This window comes from Azorhizophilus paspali (genome assembly GCF_043587585.2).
Taxonomy (GTDB): Bacteria; Pseudomonadota; Gammaproteobacteria; order Pseudomonadales; family Pseudomonadaceae; genus Azotobacter; species Azotobacter paspali.
In genome coordinates this window covers 1481790-1503205 of record NZ_CP171449.1, presented here as the reverse complement: position 1 = coordinate 1503205, position 21416 = coordinate 1481790, and the positions used below count along the sequence as shown (strand labels likewise).

Below are 21416 nucleotides of genomic sequence, written 5' to 3'. Positions count from 1 at the left end.
TCCCGCGCCGCGGGAGGCCGACCGACTCGCACCGACCGGCCCGCCGGTCCCGACCAGGAGAACCCGCCATGCTCAGCTGGGACGAATTCGATCAACCTGAAGAAGGCGCCGCCGCCAAGCCCGTCGCCGCCGCACAACCGCAGGCCGCTATGAGCCTGGAGCGTCTGGACAGCGTCGGCGATGCCGCCGCCCACGAAGCCCGCGCGGTCAGCGCCGACGACTCCGACGCGGTGGCCCGCGCCAAGGCTGCGCTCAACGAACTGGACATCCGCGAGGGTCTCGAAGACCTCGAAGGCGCCGCTGCCCGCGTGCGCGTCGACGAGAAGCGCATGATCAACTGCCGCGCCGACCTCAACCAGCTCGTTCCCTTCAAGTACGACTGGGCCTGGCAGAAATACCTCGACGGCTGCGCCAACCACTGGATGCCGCAGGAAATCAACATGAACGCCGACATCGCCCTATGGAAGAGCGCCGACGGCCTCACCGAGGACGAGCGGCGCATTATCAAGCGCAACCTCGGCTTCTTCTCCACCGCCGACTCGCTGGTCGCCAACAACCTCGCGCTGGCGATCTACCGCCTGATCACCAACCCCGAATGCCGCCAGTACATCCTGCGCCAGGCCTTCGAGGAGGCGATTCACACCCACGCCTACCAGTACTGCATCGAGTCGCTGGGCATGGACGAAGGCGAGATCTTCAACATGTACCACGAGATTCCGAGCGTCGCGAAAAAGGCCTCCTGGGGCCTCAAGTACACCCGCTCGATCTCCGACCCGACCTTCGACACCGGCACCCCGGAAACCGACCGCCAATTGCTGCGCAACCTGATCGCCTACTACTGCGTGCTGGAAGGCATCTTCTTCTACTGCGGCTTCACCCAGATCCTCTCCATGGGCCGCCGCAACAAGATGACCGGCACCGCCGAGCAGTTCCAGTACATCCTGCGCGACGAATCCATGCACCTGAACTTCGGCATCGACATGATCAACCAGATCAAGATCGAGAACCCACACCTGTGGGACGCCGAGATGAAGGACGAAGCGACCCAGATGATCCTCCAGGGCACCCAATTGGAAATCGAATACGCCCGCGACACCATGCCCCGCGGCGTGCTCGGCATGAACGCGACGATGATGGAGGACTACCTCAAATTCATCGCCAACCGCCGCCTAAGCCAGCTCGGCCTGCCAGAACAGTACCCAGGCACCACCAACCCCTTCCCGTGGATGAGCGAGATCATGGATCTGAAGAAGGAGAAGAACTTCTTTGAGACAAGGGTGACCGAGTATCAGACGGGAGGGGCGTTGGCTTGGGATTGAAGTAAGGCCAATGAGCTTCGGCTTGCCGCCCATGGTGCATAACGCCCTGAAAGACACCGGCTTCATGCTGAAGGCCGCAGCCGACAAGGGGTTCGCCGGGATCGGCGAGGGAATGTTATGCACCAGATGGTGTGTTTGTTCACACCATCCGATGTCGAATAGTAGTTATGCGTAGAAGCAGGGGGGATTGTATGAGGGGACAGTGGCTCGGATCGTATGAGGGTAGCGTTTCCGGAAAGCTGATGATCAATATCGACGAAGTAGATGGCCACTTCGAAAGTGTTGCATACATATACCCTTCGACCTCAGAAATTCCTTCTTCAATTGCCTACCTATCGACAAAAAGCACCGGAGCAGGTCACGAAGCTACTGCTTTCACGTTCCCAATAGATCCACGAACAGGCTTCCAGACGACATGGGAAGAGATAAAGCACCTCTATCCGGAAGGAACAGCTCATTCAACTAAAGCCGAGGTCAACCTAACTCTCGTTGGTGACCAGCTTAGTGTCTACGCAGAATCTGACGTCAATGTGATCTTGAACGCCGTTCTCAATAGACCATCAGGGAACGGTGAATCAAAGATACATAGTCAGAAGATGTCCTGGGCAGACTTTAAGTCCCACGTATCCACCATCTCTAGATTCCGCTACTTATTTCGAGGGCAACAGAAGCCATGGAAACTGTGCACCTCCTTTCATCGTCGCGGTCGGTATCGCATTAGTGAGTTCACCAGCAAAGATGTAAAGCAGCTCCATCAACGGTTAAGTGCAATAACATCTCACTTCTTTGATCTAAACAAGCCGGATCAGAACGGTGCCTTCTTCAATTTGTTGCAGCACCATGGCTATCCCACGCCTCTATTAGACTGGTCACACTCCCCTTATGTGGCTGCTTTCTTTGCGTTCAGAGATCGGCCGATTGGATATTGCGGCGACGAAGTTGTTCGCATCTATGTGTTCAATAACCAAGAATGGCAGAAGCGATATAGACAAATTCAAAATATTGACCCGCCATATCCGCACCTGTCGGTCATGGAGTTCATTGCCATTGACAATCCACGCTTAGTTCCTCAGCAGGCCGTTACTACAGTCACGAATCTGCATGACATCGAGGCGTATGTCTTGGAGAAGGAGAAGGAAACGGGCATGCGTCTCCTTGAAGCCATAGATATTCCGGCCAAAGAACGTGAGGTTGCTATGACGGATCTTCGGTTTATGGGCATCACGGCAGGCTCGATGTTTCCCAGCATAGACGGTGTGTGTGAGGAGATGCGGGAGCGCAATTTTGACCGGTAAGCCGCATAACAACAGCGAGTAGCCTGGATATTTGATCGCTCCCACCTCGCCCCGTGATGCAAAGCGTCACCCGTCCTGCTCCACGCAGGAGCGTGGATGCCATTGGGGATCGGGAGTCGGAGATCGGCCTCTGCATGGTGAACCGATTGAATGATCGTTCCCACTTCGCCCCGTGACGCAGCAAGTAGCCTGGACGTCTCTGGTGGAAAATCGCTTCGCGAGTTTTCCACCCTACACGAGATGTCAGCTTTCGTAGCAAGTAGCCCGGACATCCCCGGCGGAAAATCGCTTCGCGAGTTTTCCACCCTACGCGGAGTTGCGGCCACGTAGGGTGGACAACGGCGCAGCCTTGTCCACCAATCAGGCAGGCAGCGGCCCACAAGATCAGTTCCGCAAGATGGACAAGGCTCCGCTTGTCCACCGAGCATGGCCATGGCAGGCACGAGGCTCAGGGAGGCAGTCCATGTCCAATTACCGCCGCGCCCGTGTGCCGGGGGCGACCTACTTTTTCACGGTGAACCTGCGCGATCGGCGCAGCGACCTGCTGGTGCGGGAGGTGGACCTGCTGCGCGCTACGGTACGGGCAACCAAGGCGCGTCATCCCTTCCACATCGATGCCTGGGTGGTGCTGCCGGAACACATGCATTGCATGTGGACGCTACCGCCGGGCGACAGCGACTTCGCCCTGCGCTGGAAGGTCATCAAGTTCGCCTTCTCCAGACGCCTGCCGGATGACGAGACGCGCACGGCCACACAGGCGGCCCGTGGCGAACGCGGCATATGGCAACGGCGCTACTGGGAACACCTGATCCGCGACGACCTCGACTACCAGCGTCACTTCGACTACCTGCACTACAACCCGGTGAAACACGGGCATGTGGCGCGGGTGGTGGACTGGCCCTATTCGAGCTTTCATCGGGCCGTGGCGACAGGTATCTACCGCACGGACTGGTGCATCGAGCCAGCGCATGAGCGTGACGCCTACGGGGAATGAGCGCTCTGGGGGAAAACGCTGCGCGGTTTTCCACCCTACGCCTGTCGGAACCAGGGGGCTGTCGGAGCGAGGTAGCCTGTACCTCGCCCGGTGGAAAATCGCTACGCGAGTTTTCCACCCTACGCGGAGCGACGCTCCGAGCGGCGGCGAGAAGCGCCCCTCCCCCGAGCCTGGAAGGGCTTAGCGCCTCACGCAGGCGAACAGTGCATTCCCCGAAGTTCCGCTCCAGGGAATGAGCTTCTGGTAATCATGCTCGAACACATGAACCTCGAAGTACGCTTGCAGAAGCGTCTGCAACTCGTCGAAGCTCACCGCGACCATGGGGTGCTCGTCGTGCCACACCTGGGTTTCGTCCGCCACGCTGCGTTCGATACGCAGTCTGAGCGACTGCCGCTCGCCCTGTCCGGGGTAGTGCCAGCCGGAGCTGAAGCGGAACAGGCCGTCCTCGTGCCAGGCGCTGTGCGTCACGAATGAAGCGTTGTCGATTTGGTGTTTGTCGACCGCGTTGAAGCAGAACAGCCCGCGGGTGGCCAGTGCGCGGTGCGCGCTGGCGATGCAGGCCTTCAGCCTGTCGATTCCGCCGCTGTAATGGATGGAATACAGAAAGCAGGTGATCAGGTCCTGGGGCTCATCCACCGCGAAGGCGCACATATCCTGGCGGGAGAATCGCGCCTCCGGGCAACGCATGACGGCGCGGTCCAGCATCGGCTGGTTGATGTCGAGGCCACTGCCCAAATAGCCGGCATCGATAAAATGGCGGACATGCGGCCCGGTTCCACAGGCCAAATCGAGATGCCGGCGTCCACCATTGCCGAACAGTTGCTGCAGCCGGTGAACGCAGTGGCTTTGCGCCTGGTAGTCGATATCGGCACACATCAGGTCGTAATAACCGGACAAGTCGTTATAAAGGGCATTGCCGGACATGATGGCCTGATGTTCCAAGCGGAGCGTGGGGGCACGCATCATAGCCCAACCCGGACATGGGAGGCATTTCGATCACGCCCACCCCGCCCCGTGACGCAAAGCGTCGCCCACCCAGCGCCCACGCAGAAGCGTGGGAGCCATCGGGGATCGGCTTGAATGAGCTTTCCACGCTTCCGCGTGGGAATGCCCGCCCGGACGCTCCGGCGTCCATGCAGGGACAAGGAGGCCCCCATGGGTTGCAGCCGCTACGTGATTACCGAACCGGACCTTCCGCACTTTCTCACCTGCACGGTGGTGGACTGGCTGCCGCTGTTCAGCCGCCCCACCCTGGTTGATATCCTGCTGGCGTGCTGGCGCTACCAGCAGCAGTACCAGGATCTGCGGCTCTACGGCTACGTGGTGATGGAGAACCACCTGCACTACCTGGCTCCGGCCCGGGACCTGCCTCGCCGCATGACCGGCTACAAGTCCTTCACCGCCCGCCGGATTGGCGAACACCTGCACGGTATCGGCGCGGCGCAAACGCTGGATCGGCTGCGCGCGGGCAAGAAGACGCACAAGCACGACCGCAATTTCCGGCTCTGACAGGAAGGCAGCCATGCCGATCTGGTTTGCGGCGAGGCGGTGATACACCAGAAGCTGGACTTACATCCACCGTAACCTGGTACGGCGCGGCTACGTGGAGCGGCCGGAGCACTGGCGCTACTCCAGTGCGAGGAACTATGCGGAAGAGCTGGGCTACTGGAGATTGCGGATTGGAGTTGAGGAGGAAAGGCGCGTTCCCACGCCGGAGCGTGGGAACGATCGCCGGGCGAGGCAGCCGTTCAGCGGCAGTTGCCGGCGCAGTTGCCCCGGGCGCAAGCCGGGGGTTCCGGATTCTTCAGCACCCGGCTGTTGACCACGCCGGCGGCGCTCATCAGTTTGGTCACCGGCGCGTCGTCCGGGATCGACGGGTCTTCCGCCAGCGTGCAGGCGGCGCGCAGTTCGCCCCAGTTTTTCGGACTCAGCGCCATCGAATGCTGAACTTCATATACCTGACCGTTGGCTTCGCAACGGTAATCGTAGGTCGGCATGGATATTTCTCTCGCGGTTGATGCGTGCATCGGTAATCTGCGGCAGCCGGCGTGAACGGCAGGAGCCGGTCGCTGCAGCTCCCTTCCCATGCTGGAGAGGGATGACAGGGCGGGATTGTACGCCGCGCAGGGCAGCGTGGCCCAGTGACCAGCCAAGCCCTCCTCCGCAGAAAATCTGCTGCGCGGGGTTTCAGTCGGGGAAATATTCGCTCCGCCACAACGGCAAGATCCGTCACACGGACTTCAGTTCCAGCAATACGAACCCGCAAGCGATACCGGCCAGGGCGATCAGATAGCCGATCAGATAGGCACGATTCTTCTGAGCCTGGCGAACGGGGTCCAACGACTTCTTCTTTCTCACAAATCCACTGCCTCTCGATAAAACCAAAAATGCGCGGCGACCAGGCTCTCGCGAGCCGGCGGCAGCGACTCCACGGCAGGCAGGCTCGCCCTGCGCGATAAAACCTTTTGTAGGACGGACAAGCCGGCTTGTCCAGCCCAGCGAACCTCATCCCCGCCCTCGCCTACGTCGCACCTCCGGTGGAAAACTGCTTCGCAGGTTTTCCACCCTACGCGCTGGAAGTGCTGCACTCCGATGCCCGCATCGACCTGCTGGTCACCGACATCGGCCTGCCCGGCGGCATGAACGGCCACCAACTCGCCGACGCCACCCGCGTCCACCACCCAGCACTCAAGATGCTCTTCATCACCGGCCTCGCCGAGACCCGGCTACTCAGCGACGGCTACCTGGAGCCTGGCATGGCGGTATTGACCAAGCTCTTCGCGGTGGAGGCACTAGCGCAGCGGGTGAAGGGGCTGATAGAAGGGGACGAAAAAGTCCGCTCTTGAAATGAATTGGTGAAAACTAGCCAATAGGTGTTTGGGTATAGGGTTGACGCTGCCAGCGTGTACTGCAGGACGCGCAAGCTGGTCAGCGCTTTGGTTACCTGATCATACGTGATGATGGGATTGTTTAAGTTTGACTAAACGATTCTCAGAAAAGATGCGCTTTGTGGTTTCCCGTTCCGGGTAGCAGCGCATGAACATATTGGTAAAGTGGCTTCCATACTCGATCGTGCTGTCGTTATCGCACTCGCCCAGGGGGTGAATAAGTTGCTACACAAAATTAATCCGATATTTTTCGCCGTAATCCGACAGCACCTGATTGGTGAGTGACGGAAAGCTCTGGTAAGCCATTACAGGCAGCCATTCGTACTTGATTTTCCGCCAGAGAAACTCGATCAGGTTGAGCTCGGGCGAGTACGTGGGCAGGAAGATCACGTAGAGCCGTTGCGCTCTCCACTCCAGCTCCTTGCGCAGAAACAAGGCTGAGCAATGAATACTGGCATTGTCAAGCACGACGATGGCAAAGGCCTCCGGCGACTTTTGCTCGAGCAGGCGATCGAAAGCCTCGATGACCACCTCCGTCGTCACGATGTCGGTGGTCTTGTGGTAAATCAGCTTGCCCTGGCGACTCAAAAACCCCAGCACATTGAGACGCCGGCTACGCGAAAAGGCCGTCCTTTGCAGTGCCCTCCCAACAGGGCTCCAGGCATAAAGCACGGCAGAGTGTTGCGAAAAGCCAGACTCATCGAAGTAATACAATGCGGTGTCGCCACGAGACTCCCACTGCCGAAGCTCCGCCAGCAGGCCTTGTGTGGCACGGAAGTCGCTCTCGTCGCGCCGCGCCTTCAGCGACCGCCGGGCACGCTTGAAGCTATACCGCAGGTTTTTTAAAACCCGCTTGACCGTAGCCGTGCAGGAGGATTTGCCCGTTTCCCGTTGCAGGCGGGCATGGACGGTTTTGATCCGATGGGGATGCTCGGCCACCAGGACTTGCAGCCGCTCCCGATCCCAGTCGTCGTGGATAGCCGGACGGCCAGGGCGAGCCTTGTCCCTGAGGCCTTCCAGTCCATCGGACTGCCAGGCATCGAACCAGAGCGATATGGTCTCGCGCGTGACGGCCAGAATGTCGCTGATCGGGTTGATGCGGTAGGCGCTTGTGGCTGAGCACGATGGCATGGGCACGACGGCGCAAGGCTGGCTTCCCGGCATGCACGTAGGTCTCCATCAAGGCCTGTAGCTCAGTGTCCGAGAGGGGGGATACGAACTTCACAAGGGCGACTCCAAGCACTGCTGAGACAAGGTGCCTATTATGCGGGAAGATTTACGTTCTTGTACTTAACGGCCTGACATGTCTAGGTTCGCAGTGATGAAGACAGGGTTCTAGCCAGAACAATTTTTCAGACGAAACATGGAAAAAGAATGTCCGCTCGAACACCTGGAGAATCTTGCGGACCTGGCCGACCTCGAGCATATACGGTTACGAACGATTGCACCGACTTGTCTGCGCTGCCCGAAGCGCTCTTGCAGTCCTTAACCGTATAAGCGTAGAAGTTTCTTTGCCCATTCCGCAAAGCCCGTCGAATCGATTTATCTCACCGATCCGCTCTAACTTTCGCGCCTAACCTTAGACCGCGCACATAAATCGATGCTAAAATGCCACCCTCAATGTAGATATTCCGGCGAAGCGTAGTTTGTGATTTTTATAGTCCCCATTTGCCGGTATATCGGAAACTCACGGCCCGATTTCGCCCGTCGACTCGAGGCGGGGCCAAAGCACGGAGATCACTGCCTACAACGGAGAATCCGGAAAAGACATGGGCTCGGATATCGCAAGCAAACTTCGTTACTGGATAAAGGAATAACTTATCATGCAAAAAAACATTAGCAGCATCGAAAGAATCGCACGCATCGTATCAGGTGTTGCACTGATCGTCTGGGCCATCGCGGGAGGTCCGCTCTGGGCATGGGCTGGACTATTGCTCCTGGCCACCGGGCTGCTCAGATGGTGTCCGGCTTACATGCTGTTCGGCAGCCGCACCTGCCCAACGAAAAAATAACGCTATTGGCCGGACCGGAAACGACGCGTTTCATCGGCACCACCGGTTCGGCCACCCGGACAACTTGCCGCAAATCTGAAAGTCCCGCTGTTTCCGGAAGCCGTTCGCTCCCATGAGCATAGTTCTAGACGCTCGGAGCGATTGCCGAAACAAGGGGCCGATCCATCCGCAATGGGGGGCGACCGGAGCCAGAGCCTCGCGACGAGACTCGCCGCGAGACAGTTCATGGCACCGCCTCTCCCCGGATGCTTGGAAAGCGCTGCCTAGTCGGCTTTGGCGACAGTTCCCCGCTCCCCTTCGAGGGACTCGTTCCATCCGCCCCCCAGCGCCTCCATCAGCATGGTCGTGGCCATCAAGCCATCAATACGGCTGCGCACCAACTTGCGCTGCAGTGACAGTGCACCATCGCGCGCCTGGTTGACCTCCACGTAGTTGTTCTGCCCCACCGCATAACGGGCCTCGGCGACATTCGCGCGCCGTTGGGAGGCCGTCAGAGCCTCGTCGAGAATGCGCAGCCGTTCCCTGGCCGCCCGAACCTGGCTCAAAGCATCGTCCACTTGGCGCAGGGCGATGAGAATATTGACCTTGTGTACGTTCACCTGCTGTTGGTAGCGCAGACGCGCCGCTTCCAAGTTGGCCCGATTGCGCCCGGCATCGAAGATCGGCAGCGACAACGATATCGGCACGAAGGAGAATTCCCGGGAGGAATGCTTGGCGATATCGCTCAAATCCTGTGAGGCGAAACCATAACGGCTGGTCAAGCTGATACTGGGATAGAAGGCGGTCTCGGCGATCCGCTCCTGGGCAATCAGGGCGCGCAGGCGCTCGGAAGAGTCCATCAGGTCCGGACGCCGTGCCAGGACGATCGCCGGCAGACCGGGAGCCACCTCGGGAATGTCGGGCAAGGCATACTCCACGGGAGACGGCACACGGAAATCCTTCACGTCCACCACCATCAGGATCGCCAGCTCCTGCTCGTTCATGTCGCGCTTGACCGCAGCCTCGTGCATCTCGGCCTCGACCCTGGCCAGCCTGACCTTGGCCTCGATCAGATCCTGCTCAGTGTTGAGGCCGATATCCAGGCGCATACCGATCAGCCGAACCGCTTCTTGTCGCTCGGCGCGGATCTGCTCCAGCAGGCTGTGGTCGGCTTCGGCGGCCCGGAACTGCCAGTAGGCGACCGCCACTTCGCGGACGAGGACCAATGCCACGCTGCGCCGGGTGGCTTCGGCCACCCCCAGCTTGGCCTTGGCCAGTTCGACGGACTGGGCGATCCGCCCCCAGAGGTCGATCTGCCAGGTCGTATTGCTGGTGATGCGATTGCTCTGGCCGGCGATGGTCCCCTGCTGGAGCAGTTCGCCCAGCGGGGTGTTGGTCGAGGTATGGCTCTCGTCGCGGCTGGCACCGAAGTTCATGTTGGGCAACAGATCGGCCCGGGCGCCTAGCACGTTGGCATGTCCCTCGGCTACGTGCAGCTCGCCGAAGCGGGTGTAGGGGTTGCGCTCTAGCACGCTCTCGACCAGGTGGTCGAGCACCGGGTCCCGGTAGACCCGCCACCAGCGGACATCCACATTGTTCGGCTCGTCCGGGGAAGCATTGCGGTAGCTCGACGGAAACGCCGGATCGGCTGCCGGCACGAAGGGTTCGATACTGCAGCCCTGCAGCAGGATGGCCAGCCCCAGCAGGAAAGAAAGTCTGTCGTTCATCGGTGGCCCTTCCCCTTGGCGCCGGGAGCTACGATGCGATCCGCCAGCCAGACCAGGCCGACCGACACCAGCAGCATGCTGCCCAGAATGAAGAAACTGTCGCTGTAGGCCATCACGAAGGCCTCGCGCTGAACCATGCCGTTCAGGGTGGCCATGGTCTGCTGAGTGGCAAGGGCGATGTCGCCGTTGTTGTTCATGTGCATCGTGGTAATTGCCGCGATCCGTTCGCGAGTGACTGAGGAGAACAGGGAAACCGCTTCGACCAGACGCTCGGAATGCAGGTGCTCGCGCATGGTGATGGCCGTGGACAGGATGGCCGTGCCGACCGCACCGCCCAGCACGCGGGTCATGTTGTACAGGCTGGATGCCGAGGACAGGTTGGCCAGCTCGATCCGGTGAATGGCCATATTGGACAGGGTGATGAGGATCAGTGGCTGCCCGAGCGCGCGAAACACTTGAGAGGCGATCAATTGGTCGTAGCCGGTTTCGGCGGTCATGTAGGCGTTCATGAAACAGGAAATGGAGAACAGCAGCAGGCCGGCCGAGCAGATGACGCGGTTGTCGATCTTCTTTGCCAGCACCGCCGCCACCGGGGTCATGATGATCTGCGGCAGGCCCATCCACATGATGGTCTCGCCGATCTGCCGCGAGTTGTAGTCGGCGATGTGGGCGAGGAACAGCGGCAGGACGAAGGTCGACCCATACAGCCCCAAACCCGCCACCGCGCCGACTCCAGACGACACCCAGAAGTTGCGCCGGCCGAACAGCCAGATATTGACGAAAGGATCGGGGCGCAGCAGTTGGCTGCCGATCCACAGAAGGATGCCGGCGAAGGCGATGAAGCTGGTGGTGCGGATGAACTCCGAGTCGAACCAGTCTTTGCGGTTACCTTCTTCGAGAAAGACGATCAGCGCACCCAGCCCGATGACCATCCCGGCGATGCCCAGCCAGTCCATTCTCAGCAGAAGCTCGAACTTTTTCGGCTGCGCATCCAGGCCGACGGCGATGCCGGCTAGCATCAGGATGCCGGGGAGCCAGTTGATGTAGAAAATCCACGGCCAGCTATAGAACTCGGTGAGGATGCCGCCGACCGTCGGCCCCAGCGTCGGCGCTAGGGTACTGGCCAGCATCAGCCAGGCGAGCGCCATCGGCCGCTTGCCCAGCGGCAGGCTGACAATGATCAGGGTCATCGCCGTCGGGATCAGCGCGCCGCCGAAGAAGCCCTGCAGCGTACGGAACACGATCATCGACTCGAGGTTCCAGGCCATCCCGCAGAGGGTCGAGAACATCAGGAACAACACCGTGTTGCCCAGGATGAACGCGCGCGGGCCGAAGACCCGCAGGAAGACGCCGGTCAGCGGAATGGCCACCACCTCCGCCGCGAGGTAGGTGGTGCTCATCCACGAGCCCTCCTCCATCGAGGCCGACAGCGAGCCGAGGATCTCCGGCAGCGAGGCGTTGGTGATCTGGGTGTCGAGCACCGCCATGAACACCCCGAGGACCGCCGCGCCGATGGCGATCCAGGTCCGCGACGTCACCTGGTCCGGGGTAGTTGTGGGCTGGCCGCTCATTGGGCGGCCAACCTAGGCGGTTCCTGGCGCAGATCGATCTCGATCAGCGCGGACATGCCCGGCACCACCCGCTCCATCAAGGCCTTCGGGGTTTCCGGAGCGAAAGTGATCTTCACCGGCACGCGTTGGACGATCTTAGTGAAGTTGCCGGTGGCGTTCTCCGGCGGCAGCAGGGCGAACTTGGCGCCCGAAGCCGGCGCGAAGCTGTCCACCCGCCCCTCGATTTTTTCGCCGGAAAAGGTGTCGAGACGGATGTCGACCTTCTGTCCCGGGAGCAAATCGCGCAGTTGGGTTTCCTTGAAATTCGCCGTCACCCAGACCCCGTTCTGGATGATCGCCACCAGGCGCTGCCCCTTGTTCACATGGTCGCCGACCTCGACCGATTTATTGCCGATCCGGCCATCCACCGGCGCCTTTATAGTGGTGTATTCGAGCTGCAGCTCGGCATCGCGCAGCCTGGCGGCGAGCACCTCCTTGCGGGCGAGCAGTACGGCACGGGACGAACGGGTCGCCTCGACACCGGCCCGGGCTGCACGGATTTCCTCCTGCTGGGCGATGTAATCCGCCTGGGCGCCATCGCGGGCGGCGACGGCCGCGTCCAGCTCCGTGCCGGTCACGGCCTTCATGTCCTGGTTGCGCAGGGCCAGTTGGCGCTCGGCATCCTGCTTGTAGCGCTTGAGCTCGGCCAGGCGCCGGGCCGAGCGGGCGCTCAGGGCACGGACCCTGGCCTCGCCCTGCTCGATATCGGCATCCAGCTTGAGCAGTTCGGCATCGATTTCCAGGAACTGTGCCTTGATCTCCTCGACCCGCACGGCGTAGTCGGCCGGATCGAGCTCGACCAGCACGTCGCCGGCGCGGACCCGCTGGTTGTCCTCGAACAGGACCCTGGTCACCACGCCATCGATCCGGGGGCCGATAGCACTGATGTAGCCCTCGACATAAGCGTTGTCGGTTTCCTCGAAATAGGCGCTGCGCCACCACATGCGTCCCACCACGGCGAAACCGACGAGGGCGATCAAAGCGAGTATCACCTTGGCCTTGCGGGCGCTTCCCGGTGCGGGGCCCGCAGGTTGTACGGCAGCGTTCGCCGGTGCTCCTTCACTCACGACTCCAGCCCTTCCCGTTATCCCGTGCCTCGATATGTTCGGCAATGTGTGCGGCGTCTTCGGCGACGCCGCTCAACAGGCCCGAGCGCTTGTTGTACAGCCAGGGCAGGCCGACGAAGTAGAGTCCGGGCTGGGCCGTGGCGCCGCGCTGCTGCAGCGGATAGCCATCCTCGTCGAACACCGGGAACCTGACCAGTTCGAAGCTGAAGCCGTAGCCGGTGGCCCAGATCACCGAGGTGACGCCAGCCTCGTCCAGCTCGAGCCGTTCGAGCAGCGGCGCGGCGTAGCCGTCTTCGAGACGCTCGGGTTTTTCCTCGGGCAGATCCAGCTTGCGCATGCTCACCAGCATGTCGATCTTGCCCAGCAGTTCGGCCTCGCGCTGGTCGGTGCCGACCAGGTTATCGTGCAGGTCGGGCGCGATGCTCAGGCAGGCCCCGTCGATGTCCTGCAATGTGCCGAGCAGCCGCACGCCATTACGGGCCAGCCGGTGCACGTTGAGGCTGCCGCCTTCGTGGCGGCCAGCCATGATCGGGTTGGGGGTGAACCTGAGCTTCGGCGAAGGCAGGCTGTCGGCGGTCTGGTCGGCCAGCCCGGACAGGCGCATCCACTCGAAGATGTCCTTGCCGCGATAGCGGCGCGGTGCCCGGTCGTGCCGGCCGACGCACAGGTAGACGGTGCGACCGGCCCGGTTCAGTTCGTCGGCGATCTGGCAGCCGGACTGGGAACTGCCAACCACCAGCACCGCACCCGGCTCCAGGGCGGCCGGGTTGCGGTAGGCGCCCGAGTGTATCTGGCGGATCGACGGCACCAGTCTGGCCGCCATCGCGTGCCGGCGCGGGAACTGGAACAGGCCGGTGGCGACCACGACGTTGCGTGCGGTGTAACAGTCGCCGTCGCGGGTGGAGACGCGGAACCCGACGGGGTCGGCGCAGACCTCGGTAACTTCCGTATCGTACTTCACCGGCAGTCGGTGGCGCTGGACGTAGTCGGCGAAGGTTCGCACGATCTCTTCGCGGGGCATGAAGCCGTCGGGATCGTCACCGGCGTAGCTCGCGCCGGGCAGGCGGAAATCCCAGTTGGGCGTGACCAGGGTGAAGGAGTCCCAGCGATCGTCGCGCCAGACCGGTGCGGGAATATCGCCGCGCTCCAGCACCAGATGTGAGCGTTTCTGCCGGGTCAGGTAATAGCTCGTAGAGAGCCCGCCCTGACCGCCACCGACGATCAGGGTGTCGAAATGTCCACTCATTTGAAGTTTCAGTCCGTGACTGGAAAAAAGGGCGACCGCCCGCTGCACTTCGGCATAGGGCGGTCGCGGTTATCCGGTTTTTACCAAGGAGCGATCTCGCCGGAATTCGCGAGGTGCATCAGGATCTCGCGCAGGGAGTCCCGCTCGACCACCGTGAAGTGATCGCCCTCACAGTCGACGACCTGGAGATTCGTGGCCTCCGCCAAGGCGAACGGCGTCAGCAGCGGGAAATCCATGCCGCGACTGGCCCGGTACAGGCGTACAGGCGTGGTCGTCGGGCGCGGCGCATGGCCAAGCAGCGCGTCGTAATTGGCCCGGTACTCGCCCAAGAGGGCGAGGAACTCCTCCTGGGACAGATCGGAACCGACGCCGCCGGCCTGCTTCAGCGCCTGCACGATGGCTGCCGGCCGCTCGGCCTCGGCCAGCCGCGACAGGCTGTCGAAGTCGATCGGCAGCGGTTCGCCGGACAGCAGGTCACGGAGGAAGTTGAGCAGCAGGGTTTCTCCTTCCAGGCGCTGGCTGCCCTGGGGCTGCGGCGCGGCCATCCAACTGTCGATCATGGTCACCCCGTTCGGTGCGATGCCGTGTGCCTCCATCTGCCGGGCCATCTCCTGGGCGATCACCCCGCCCATGGACCAGCCCAGCAGGTGAATCGAGGCTGGCTCGGCAGCCTGGGCGCGGAGGGCTTCCACATAGCTGGCAGCCAGCGCCTCCAATTGGCGCGGAACCCCGTCGCCGGGAGACTGCAGGCCGAGCACGCTCACGCCGGCGGGCAGCAGCTCAATCAGTTCCCGGTAGCAGAGGATGTTGCCGCCCACCGGGTGGACCAGAACCAGGGTGGTCTGCCCGCCCTCGCGCATCACCGCCAGCGGGGTACGCTGGTGGCCGGCGTGCTCGGCCGCATCGAGCATGACGGCCTGGGCGGCGATGCTGCCGTGGCGCAGCAGCGACACCAGCGGCAGGGTCTGGCCGAATTCGCGGGCGATCTCGTTGATCAGGCGCACGGCCAGCAACGAAGTGCCACCCAGTTCGAAGAACTCATCGTCGATGCCCAGGGCTTCCACGCCGAGCAGTTGGCTCCACAGGCTGGCCAGACGCCGCTCGGTTTCGCTGGTCGGACTGCGCCGGGTCCGGGTTTCCGGGCCGAGCGCGTCGGCCATGGCCGACAGCGCCTTGCGATCCACCTTGCCGTTGGCGGTGACCGGCAGAGTCTCCAGCGCCATAACCTGGGACGGAATCATGTAGGACGGCAAGTTGGCGGCCAGGTGGGCGCGGATCGTCTCGGCCTCCAGCGGTTCGGCCGCCGGCTGGTAGAAAGCCACCAGACGGCTGTCTTCGCCGCTGCGCACTACCACCGTGGTGGCGGCGCGGATCCCCGGACAGCGGGCGAGATTGGCGTCGATCTCTTCCAGTTCGATGCGGAAGCCGCGGATCTTTACCTGGCCGTCGAGACGGCCGAGGAACTCGAGACAGCCATTGTCGAAGTAGCGGCCGATGTCGCCGGTGCGGTACAGGCGCTCGCCGGTTTGCGGATGGATGATAAAGCTTTCAGCGGTGCGCTGCGGGTCGTCGTAGTACTCGCGGGCCAGACCGATGCCACCGATGTACAGGTCGCCCGGCACCCAGTTGGGGGCCGGCTCGAGATCCCGGGTCAGCACATGGAAGCTCTGATTGGACAGCGGCCAGCCGTAAGGAATGCTCTTCCAGCCCGGCGAGAGCTGCTCGACCGGGAAGTAATTGGACCAGATGGAGGCTTCGGTAGCGCCACCGAGGCTGATCAGGGTAACCCCCGGCACCACCTTCTTCAGCCGCTCCGGCAAGGTGATCGGGATCCAGTCGCCGCTGAGCATCACCAGCCGCAGGCTGTGCATGTGGGCGGCAGCTTGCGGGCCGAGGAACTCGATCAGCATCTCCAGCGAAGCCGGTACGGTGTTCCACACCGTCACACCGTGGTCGCGTACGCAGGCGGCCCACTGGTCGGGCGCCGGCGTCTCGCTATGCGGTGGCAGCACCAGGGCCGCCCCCACGGCCAGACCGCCGAAGATGTCGTACACCGACAGGTCGAAGTTGAAGCTGGACAGGCCGATCAGCCGGTCCTCGCAGGTCAGGCCGAAGCGGGCGATCACGTCTTGGATGGTGTTCACCGCCCCGCGATGATCGATGGCCACGCCCTTCGGTTGGCCGGTCGAGCCGGAAGTGAAAATCACATAGGCCAGATCGCGCTCGCCCCGCGCCGGCTCCAGCGCCACCGCCGGCGGCGGCGCGTCGGGCAGCACCTCGTCCAGCAGCAGCACGCGAACGTCCGGTGGCAGTGTCAGGTCGACGGCCAGTTCGGGTTCGATCAGCACGACCTTGACCCCCGGGCGGGAGATCAGCCACTCCTTGCGCGCCACCGGCTGCTCGCTGGTGATCGGCAGGTAAGCGCCGCCGGACTGGACCACCCCGAGCAGGGCCGTCACCTGGCGCCAGCCACGCTTGGCCACCACGGCGACCAGATCGTCGCTGCCGACGCCGACCTGGCGCAACCGGGCGGCAAGGTTGCTGCTCCAGCCCCACAGGCTCTGGTAGTCGATGACGCGATCGGGAGCGATGAGCGCCGTCCGTTCGGGGTAACGGGCACAGGCTTCGGCGACGAAGCGCTCCATCCGACCGGTCGGCAGTTCGCGCTCGGTCCGGTTGGCCGCCTGGCGCGCCAGCAGCGCCTTCGGCGGAACCCGGGGCAGCAGCGGCGCCTCCTGAGGCGTCTCGTGCCACAGGATGGCCTCGATTTGCTGCTCGAAGGCCTCGAACATGTTCTCGATGACCCCGGGCAGGAACAGTCCCTCCACGTAGTCCCAGTTCAGGACCATCTCATCGAGGTACATGTAGACTTGGCAATCCAGCCAGACTTGCGGGGTATGCAGGCCGCCGCCCATGTTCTTCAGGCCGAACTCGTTGGGCAGCAGCAGCCCCTCCGGCAGGTCGAGGCCGAGGGAACTGGCGAACACCACCGGCATGACCGGCATGCCGGTGCCGGTGCTGCCCATGGCGCGAATCACATCGACGCCTTCGACTCGGGAATGGCGCACGTCCCGCGCCAGTTGACGCTGCAGCACCTTGGCCCGCTCGACGAACAGCCCCGGACTGTCCGCACACTCGAGCAGCAGGGTGCTGCCGAAGTTGCCGAAGGCGCGCTGGAAGCGTGGATCGCCCGAGGGGCGGTGGCTCATCAGCATGTTGATGGTGAAGGCGCGATTGCGCGACCACAGGCGCAGCACATCGGTATAAGCGGTGCAGAACAGCATGCTGGGACTGATACCCAGCTTGCGCGCCTGCTCGTTGAGACGGGCGGCCCGCTCGGGACCGAACACCAGGCGGTTACGCCGGAAACGGGACTCCTCCGGCATGCGCTCGTGGTCGACCACGGGCAGTTCGGGAACGTTGCGCAAGGTAACGATCCTGTCCTGCCAGTACTGCATGGAGCGCTGAAAGGCGCTGCCCTCCTTGATCGCCCGGCGCTTGGCCGTGAACTCGGAGAAGAAGGCGCGCGGCTCCTCGGGCAGGCCCATGCCGGTATAGACCCGCACCAAGGCGTTGTAGAACAAGCGGACCGAAAAGGCGTCGAAGGAGATCAGACGGAAAGCGAAGTTGACGTAGTAACCATCGGCGACGCGATCCAGGAATGCGGTGACCTGTACCTTGTCGCCGAGCAGTGCCAGCTTGGCTTCCATGTCCTGCTTGCGCAGCTCCTGCAATTCCGCCACACCGATCGTCGGCCGGTCGCGCCAGTCGGTCAGATCGAGGGAAATCTTCCCGATCGGTTCCCGCGCCGGACTCTGGGTGCCATCGGGAAAAAACTCCACGGACAACTCCGGGTAAGCCTCGAGAACCGTCTGGAGTGCCGCTTCGAGCCGAGGAACGTCAAGGTTCTCGATGAAATAACAGAAATAAAGAAACGGGACAGTGTGAAACTTGTAAACCTTTTGCTCACCAACCCAATAAGCGTGCTGCAACCCGGTCAAAGGGTATGACTCGGATATAGCTCCGCCAACAGCCGACCGCTCGTCCAATACGTCGAACATTTTCAATTTTTCTTAAATATGAAGTTATGAAGAGAAGTTTGAAATGGAGTGCGCGGTTGAGCGCCATGCCGAAAGTTTGCATATGAAAGAATGAATGGAAACCCTCAGCGAGAGACGCTGCCGACCATGGAGCCCAGCTTTCGGCCATCCTGCCCGGATCAAACCGATTTAGAGACTTTTCGAGTCGTTACTCCATGTTTTCTCCGCATCCTGCCGGACAATAACGAAAAAATTGTTCGAATCCGGCTTACGGACAGACAGGCATAAGCTTATAACCCTCAATAATGGCACGAGTATGGCATCGCCAGAGTAACACCGCAATACGGTTTCGCGTCGGAACGACCACGGCGGTGAAATGCAACTACCGGGATATCCCTAATTTTCATTCGGCATTACCGACCGAACTATTTAAGAGCGGCTGAAACTCCAGAAAACCCTGTCTATCTGCTGCAATAAGGCCTTCGGTGAGCCGAACCCGAGCGCATGATCCAGTTGAGTTTCTCCGAAGCTGAGTATCCGACAAACGTAAACGGCGCTTTCCCACAGGTGCGGCCCTGGGCGGGCAGCTTGAACCGCCCCAGGTTTCTCGGACGCTCCAACTCTTGAGAGGATGGAGCCATGAATACAGCAACGAAGTATTCCCCTGAAGTCCGGCAGCGGGCGGTTGGTGTGGTGCTTGAGCATCAGGACGAGCACGAGTCGCAGTGGGCGGCGATCACTTCCATCGCGGCGAAGATCGCTTGCACGGCCGAAACGCTGCGCCGCTGGGTAAGGCAGGCCGAACGCGATAGCGGACTGCGCGAGGGGCGGACAACGCCCGAGCGTGAATGGATCAAGGCGCTCGAGCGGGAAGTGCGTGAGCTGCGCCAAGCCAACGAGAACCTGCGCAAGGCCTCGGCGTATTTTGCCCAGGCGGAGCTCGACCGCCGCTTCAAGCGATGAAGGCCTTCATCGACGATCACCGCCCTTCGCCCGGCGGATCGTTGGCTGGAAGGTCTCCGGTTCGGCGCGTACCAACTTCGTGCTGGATGCCCTGGAGCAGGCGCTGTATGCCCATCAGCCGGTACAGGGCGGGCTGCTCGATCACAGTGATAGAGGGGTGCAGTCTGTCTCGATCCGCTGCCGAAGCCGGGATCGAGCCGTCGGTGGGCAGCGTGGGCGACTCCTATGACAATGCCTTGGCCGAGACCATCGACGGACTCTACAAGGCCGAAGTGATTCATCGCCAGTCCTGGAAGAACCGCGAGGCCGTGGAGCTGGCCACGCTGACCTGGGTGGACTGGTACAACCACCGTCGACTGCTGGAACCGATCGGCAACATCCAGGGCAATCGCATGAAATGTCTTTCCGATACCGGACTGGAAAGATTGTGTGCCTGGTCGTTCCGGCCTGGTCTTCAAATCCGGTGCATCGGCTGCTTGCCGAAGGGCTGGATACTTCCTGTTTCGGCCCCCCGGCCGAGTCACTTTCTCTTTGCGCGCGCAAAGAGAAAGTAACCAAAGAGAAAGCGCGCCCGGTCATTCGGCCCCGGCTACGCCGGGGTTCCCTCGCTCCGGCGTCGCTCCGAGGGTCGTCGCACAAGGGGCATCCATGCCCCTCGTACGACTCTCGCCGCCTCCCCGCGGCTCGCCCCTCTACGCGACGCCTGCGCTCGGCCTTCTGAACGGGAGTCGGGCTCCGGGTTGCCTGAAAGCGCTTTCGCTCTTGTGGCACGGCTTGTCAGGCAATGCCGGATGCCCCCTTCAGGAGGCCGAGCGGAATCGTCGTGGAAGGGGTCGAGCGGCAAGGATGCCGCGAGAGCCGCGATGGGCCATGGATGACCCTGCGGGACGTGCCCCTGGAGCGGCGATGCAGGGAGGGAACCCGGAGCGAAGCGCAGGGCCGGATGAGGGGGTGGCCTTCTTTTGGGTTACTTTTTCTTGGCCAGGCAAGAAAAAGTGACTCGGCCGGGAGGCCGAAACGGGGACTATCCGGCTACTCGGCAAGCAGCCATGCCAAGGATCACACAATCTTTCCAGTCTGGTATCAGGCGAGCGCTTCATGCGATTGCCCTGCGGCAACATCCCGCCGGCGGAAGCTGAAGCGGCGTATTATCGACAACTCTACGAGTCAGCCCTGGCGGCATGACTCACACCAACGAGCCTCCGAGATTCCCAGGGCGGTTCAGCGGCTCACATGGGCCGCCCCCAGAGCGAGAGCATTTTTACCTTATCCCGATTCATATCCGGCTGCCTCGAAGTAGTGCCTGCAGTCCTGCGCCGAGAACTGCGCAATCGCCTCGCCAATGCTCTGCCACAGCTGCGGCACGGTCCGCGCCGCCGCCTTTCGCAGCAGCGCCTTGAGCTTGGAGAATGCCCTTTCGATCGGGTTCAGGTCGGGGCTATAGGGAGGCAGGTAGCGCAGTGTGGCTCCTGCGCCTTCAATGGCCTGGCGTACCCCCGCCACCTTGTGGGCCGGCAGGTTGTCCATCACCACGATAGCGCCGGGCGTCAGCTCGGGAACCAGAACCTGCCCGACATAGGCCAGGAAGGCCGGGCCGTTCATGGCGCCGTCGAGCACCAGCGGAGCAGTTAGCCCATCCACGCGCAGGCCGGCGGTAAAGGTCGTGGTTTTCCAGTGACCGTGAGGGACCGCGGCCAGGCAGCGCTCGCCGCGAGGGGGCCAGCCTCGTAGGCGGGCCAGGTTGGTCGCGGCGGCGGTTTCGTCGACGACGATCAGCTTGCGCCAGTCGAAGCCGGGTTGTTCCTCGAGCCACTCCTGTCGCGCTGCCTGGACGTCCGGCCGCTGCTGCTCGGCCGCAGGCGCGGTCTTTTTTTGAACGTCATGCCGTGCCGGTCGAGAAACGTCCATACCGTCGCCAGGCTGACCCGAATACCGCGCTCCCGCTCGAGGGTTGCGGCGAGTTCGGCCAGCGTCAGGTCGGGGGTTTGCTCGAGCAGGCCGAGCAGGTAGTGCGCATGGGGATCGAGCCGCAAGCCCCGGGGCTTGCCCTGTCGGCGGGCGACGAGCTCCCCACCTTCCCGAAAGCGCCGTACCCAGACGATCGCCGTCGCCGTGCCGATGTCGAATCGCTCGGCGGCCTGCCGAGCCGACAGCCCGCCCATGGCCGCGTCGACGACGCGTCGGCGAAGATCGGCACTGTATGCTCGAGCCATTCTAGTCTCCTTGTCTGAGCGGGAGAGGAGGCCCGAAATGACCAGGAAGAGCAACCCCTGTAT

General features: G+C 62.2%; 13 protein-coding genes, 3 pseudogenes and 1 other annotated feature. Of the genes and pseudogenes, 7 read left to right on the top strand and 9 right to left on the bottom strand.

All coding sequences use genetic code 11. The annotated features are described in order from the left end of the window. The first annotated feature begins 68 nt into the window (after positions 1–68). The 3 genes from ACGI6K_RS07285 to ACGI6K_RS07275 all read left to right on the top strand — a co-directional run bounded on the left by ACGI6K_RS07285 (position 69) and on the right by ACGI6K_RS07275 (position 3608). Positions 69–1319, top strand: coding sequence for a ribonucleotide-diphosphate reductase subunit beta (locus tag ACGI6K_RS07285; RefSeq protein ID WP_376947852.1), 1251 nt, complete (start codon positions 69–71; stop codon positions 1317–1319). Positions 1320–1561: 242 nt separating this feature from the next. Then, positions 1562–2614, top strand: coding sequence for an FRG domain-containing protein (locus tag ACGI6K_RS07280; protein WP_376947854.1), 1053 nt, complete (start codon positions 1562–1564; stop codon positions 2612–2614). Between the two features lie 463 nt (positions 2615–3077). Beyond that, entirely contained in the window at positions 3078–3608 is a 531-nt protein-coding gene (locus ACGI6K_RS07275) for an REP-associated tyrosine transposase (protein WP_376947856.1), read from the top strand. Between the two features lie 180 nt (positions 3609–3788). Here the strand turns inward: ACGI6K_RS07275 and ACGI6K_RS07270 are convergent, their stop codons facing one another. Then, positions 3789–4532, bottom strand: a complete 744-nt coding sequence (locus ACGI6K_RS07270; protein WP_376947858.1) for a class I SAM-dependent DNA methyltransferase — start codon at positions 4530–4532, stop codon at positions 3789–3791. Positions 4533–4763: 231 nt separating this feature from the next. Here ACGI6K_RS07270 and ACGI6K_RS07265 point away from each other — a divergent pair. After that, a pseudogene (locus ACGI6K_RS07265) lies at positions 4764–5297 on the top strand (transposase). Between the two features lie 59 nt (positions 5298–5356). Here the strand turns inward: ACGI6K_RS07265 and ACGI6K_RS07260 are convergent. Continuing rightward, positions 5357–5605, bottom strand: a complete 249-nt coding sequence (locus tag ACGI6K_RS07260) for a zinc ribbon domain-containing protein (RefSeq protein ID WP_376947860.1) — start codon at positions 5603–5605, stop codon at positions 5357–5359. A gap of 537 nt (positions 5606–6142) precedes the next feature. On the opposite strand from ACGI6K_RS07260, the pseudogene ACGI6K_RS07255 reads away from it, so the two are divergent. Continuing rightward, positions 6143–6454 (top strand): annotated as a pseudogene (locus ACGI6K_RS07255) (response regulator); the annotation flags it as partial. 267 nt (positions 6455–6721) lie between these two features. Here ACGI6K_RS07255 and ACGI6K_RS07250 read toward each other — a convergent pair. Next, a protein-coding gene (locus ACGI6K_RS07250; RefSeq protein WP_376947876.1) for an IS630 family transposase occupies positions 6722–7676 on the bottom strand; the annotation gives its coding sequence in 2 pieces (ribosomal slippage) (positions 6722–7603 and positions 7605–7676; 954 coding nt in all). 643 nt (positions 7677–8319) lie between these two features. Here ACGI6K_RS07250 and ACGI6K_RS07245 point away from each other — a divergent pair. Continuing rightward, on the top strand, positions 8320–8508 hold the full coding sequence (locus ACGI6K_RS07245; RefSeq protein ID WP_376947862.1) for a YgaP family membrane protein: 189 nt from the start codon (positions 8320–8322) through the stop codon (positions 8506–8508). A gap of 263 nt (positions 8509–8771) precedes the next feature. On the opposite strand, the gene ACGI6K_RS07240 is transcribed toward ACGI6K_RS07245, so the two are convergent. The 5 genes from ACGI6K_RS07240 to ACGI6K_RS07220 form a co-directional block, all read right to left on the bottom strand. After that, entirely contained in the window at positions 8772–10214 is a 1443-nt protein-coding gene (locus ACGI6K_RS07240; protein ID WP_376947864.1) for an efflux transporter outer membrane subunit, read from the bottom strand. After that, positions 10211–11785: a DHA2 family efflux MFS transporter permease subunit gene (locus ACGI6K_RS07235; protein ID WP_376947866.1), complete on the bottom strand. Its 1575-nt coding sequence runs from the start codon at positions 11783–11785 to the stop codon at positions 10211–10213. The genes ACGI6K_RS07240 and ACGI6K_RS07235 overlap by 4 nt, the downstream gene beginning before the upstream one ends. After that, positions 11782–12804 carry an HlyD family secretion protein gene (locus ACGI6K_RS07230; protein WP_376947868.1) on the bottom strand — a complete coding sequence of 341 codons (1023 nt, stop codon included), beginning with the start codon at positions 12802–12804 and terminating at the stop codon, positions 11782–11784. Before ACGI6K_RS07230 ends, ACGI6K_RS07235 begins: the two co-directional genes overlap by 4 nt. 79 nt (positions 12805–12883) lie before the next feature. Next, the gene (locus ACGI6K_RS07225) at positions 12884–14137 is read right to left on the bottom strand and encodes an NAD(P)-binding domain-containing protein (RefSeq protein ID WP_376947870.1); all 1254 of its coding nucleotides are present in this window, start codon (positions 14135–14137) and stop codon (positions 12884–12886) included. Between the two features lie 80 nt (positions 14138–14217). Further along, on the bottom strand, positions 14218–18198 hold the full coding sequence (locus ACGI6K_RS07220; RefSeq protein WP_376947872.1) for a non-ribosomal peptide synthetase: 3981 nt from the start codon (positions 18196–18198) through the stop codon (positions 14218–14220). A gap of 618 nt (positions 18199–18816) precedes the next feature. Between ACGI6K_RS07220 and ACGI6K_RS07215 the strand changes: the two are divergent. After that, positions 18817–19520: pseudogene (locus tag ACGI6K_RS07215) on the top strand (transposase); the annotation flags it as partial. Further along, positions 19095–19199: a sequence feature (AL1L pseudoknot), on the top strand. (Overlaps the previous pseudogene by 105 nt.) Positions 19521–20406: 886 nt before the next feature. Here ACGI6K_RS07215 and ACGI6K_RS07210 read toward each other — a convergent pair. After that, a protein-coding gene (locus tag ACGI6K_RS07210; protein WP_394543654.1) for an IS630 family transposase occupies positions 20407–21353 on the bottom strand; the annotation gives its coding sequence in 2 pieces (ribosomal slippage) (positions 20407–21008 and positions 21008–21353; 948 coding nt in all). Between the last annotated feature and the right edge of the window lie 63 nt (positions 21354–21416).

Bases quoted from the DNA above. Each gene is read 5' to 3' on its own strand.
- ACGI6K_RS07285 (WP_376947852.1), top strand. From the start codon at position 69: ATGCTCAGCTGGGACGAATTCGATCAACCTGAAGAAGGCGCCGCCGCC.
- ACGI6K_RS07280 (WP_376947854.1), top strand. From the start codon at position 1,562: ATGATCAATATCGACGAAGTAGATGGCCACTTCGAAAGTGTTGCATAC.
- ACGI6K_RS07275 (WP_376947856.1), top strand. From the start codon at position 3,078: ATGTCCAATTACCGCCGCGCCCGTGTGCCGGGGGCGACCTACTTTTTC.
- ACGI6K_RS07270 (WP_376947858.1), bottom strand. From the start codon at position 4,532: ATGTCCGGCAATGCCCTTTATAACGACTTGTCCGGTTATTACGACCTG.
- ACGI6K_RS07260 (WP_376947860.1), bottom strand. From the start codon at position 5,605: ATGCCGACCTACGATTACCGTTGCGAAGCCAACGGTCAGGTATATGAA.
- ACGI6K_RS07245 (WP_376947862.1), top strand. From the start codon at position 8,320: ATGCAAAAAAACATTAGCAGCATCGAAAGAATCGCACGCATCGTATCA.
- ACGI6K_RS07240 (WP_376947864.1), bottom strand. From the start codon at position 10,214: ATGAACGACAGACTTTCTTTCCTGCTGGGGCTGGCCATCCTGCTGCAG.
- ACGI6K_RS07235 (WP_376947866.1), bottom strand. From the start codon at position 11,785: ATGAGCGGCCAGCCCACAACTACCCCGGACCAGGTGACGTCGCGGACC.
- ACGI6K_RS07225 (WP_376947870.1), bottom strand. From the start codon at position 14,137: ATGAGTGGACATTTCGACACCCTGATCGTCGGTGGCGGTCAGGGCGGG.
- ACGI6K_RS07220 (WP_376947872.1), bottom strand. From the start codon at position 18,198: ATGTTCGACGTATTGGACGAGCGGTCGGCTGTTGGCGGAGCTATATCC.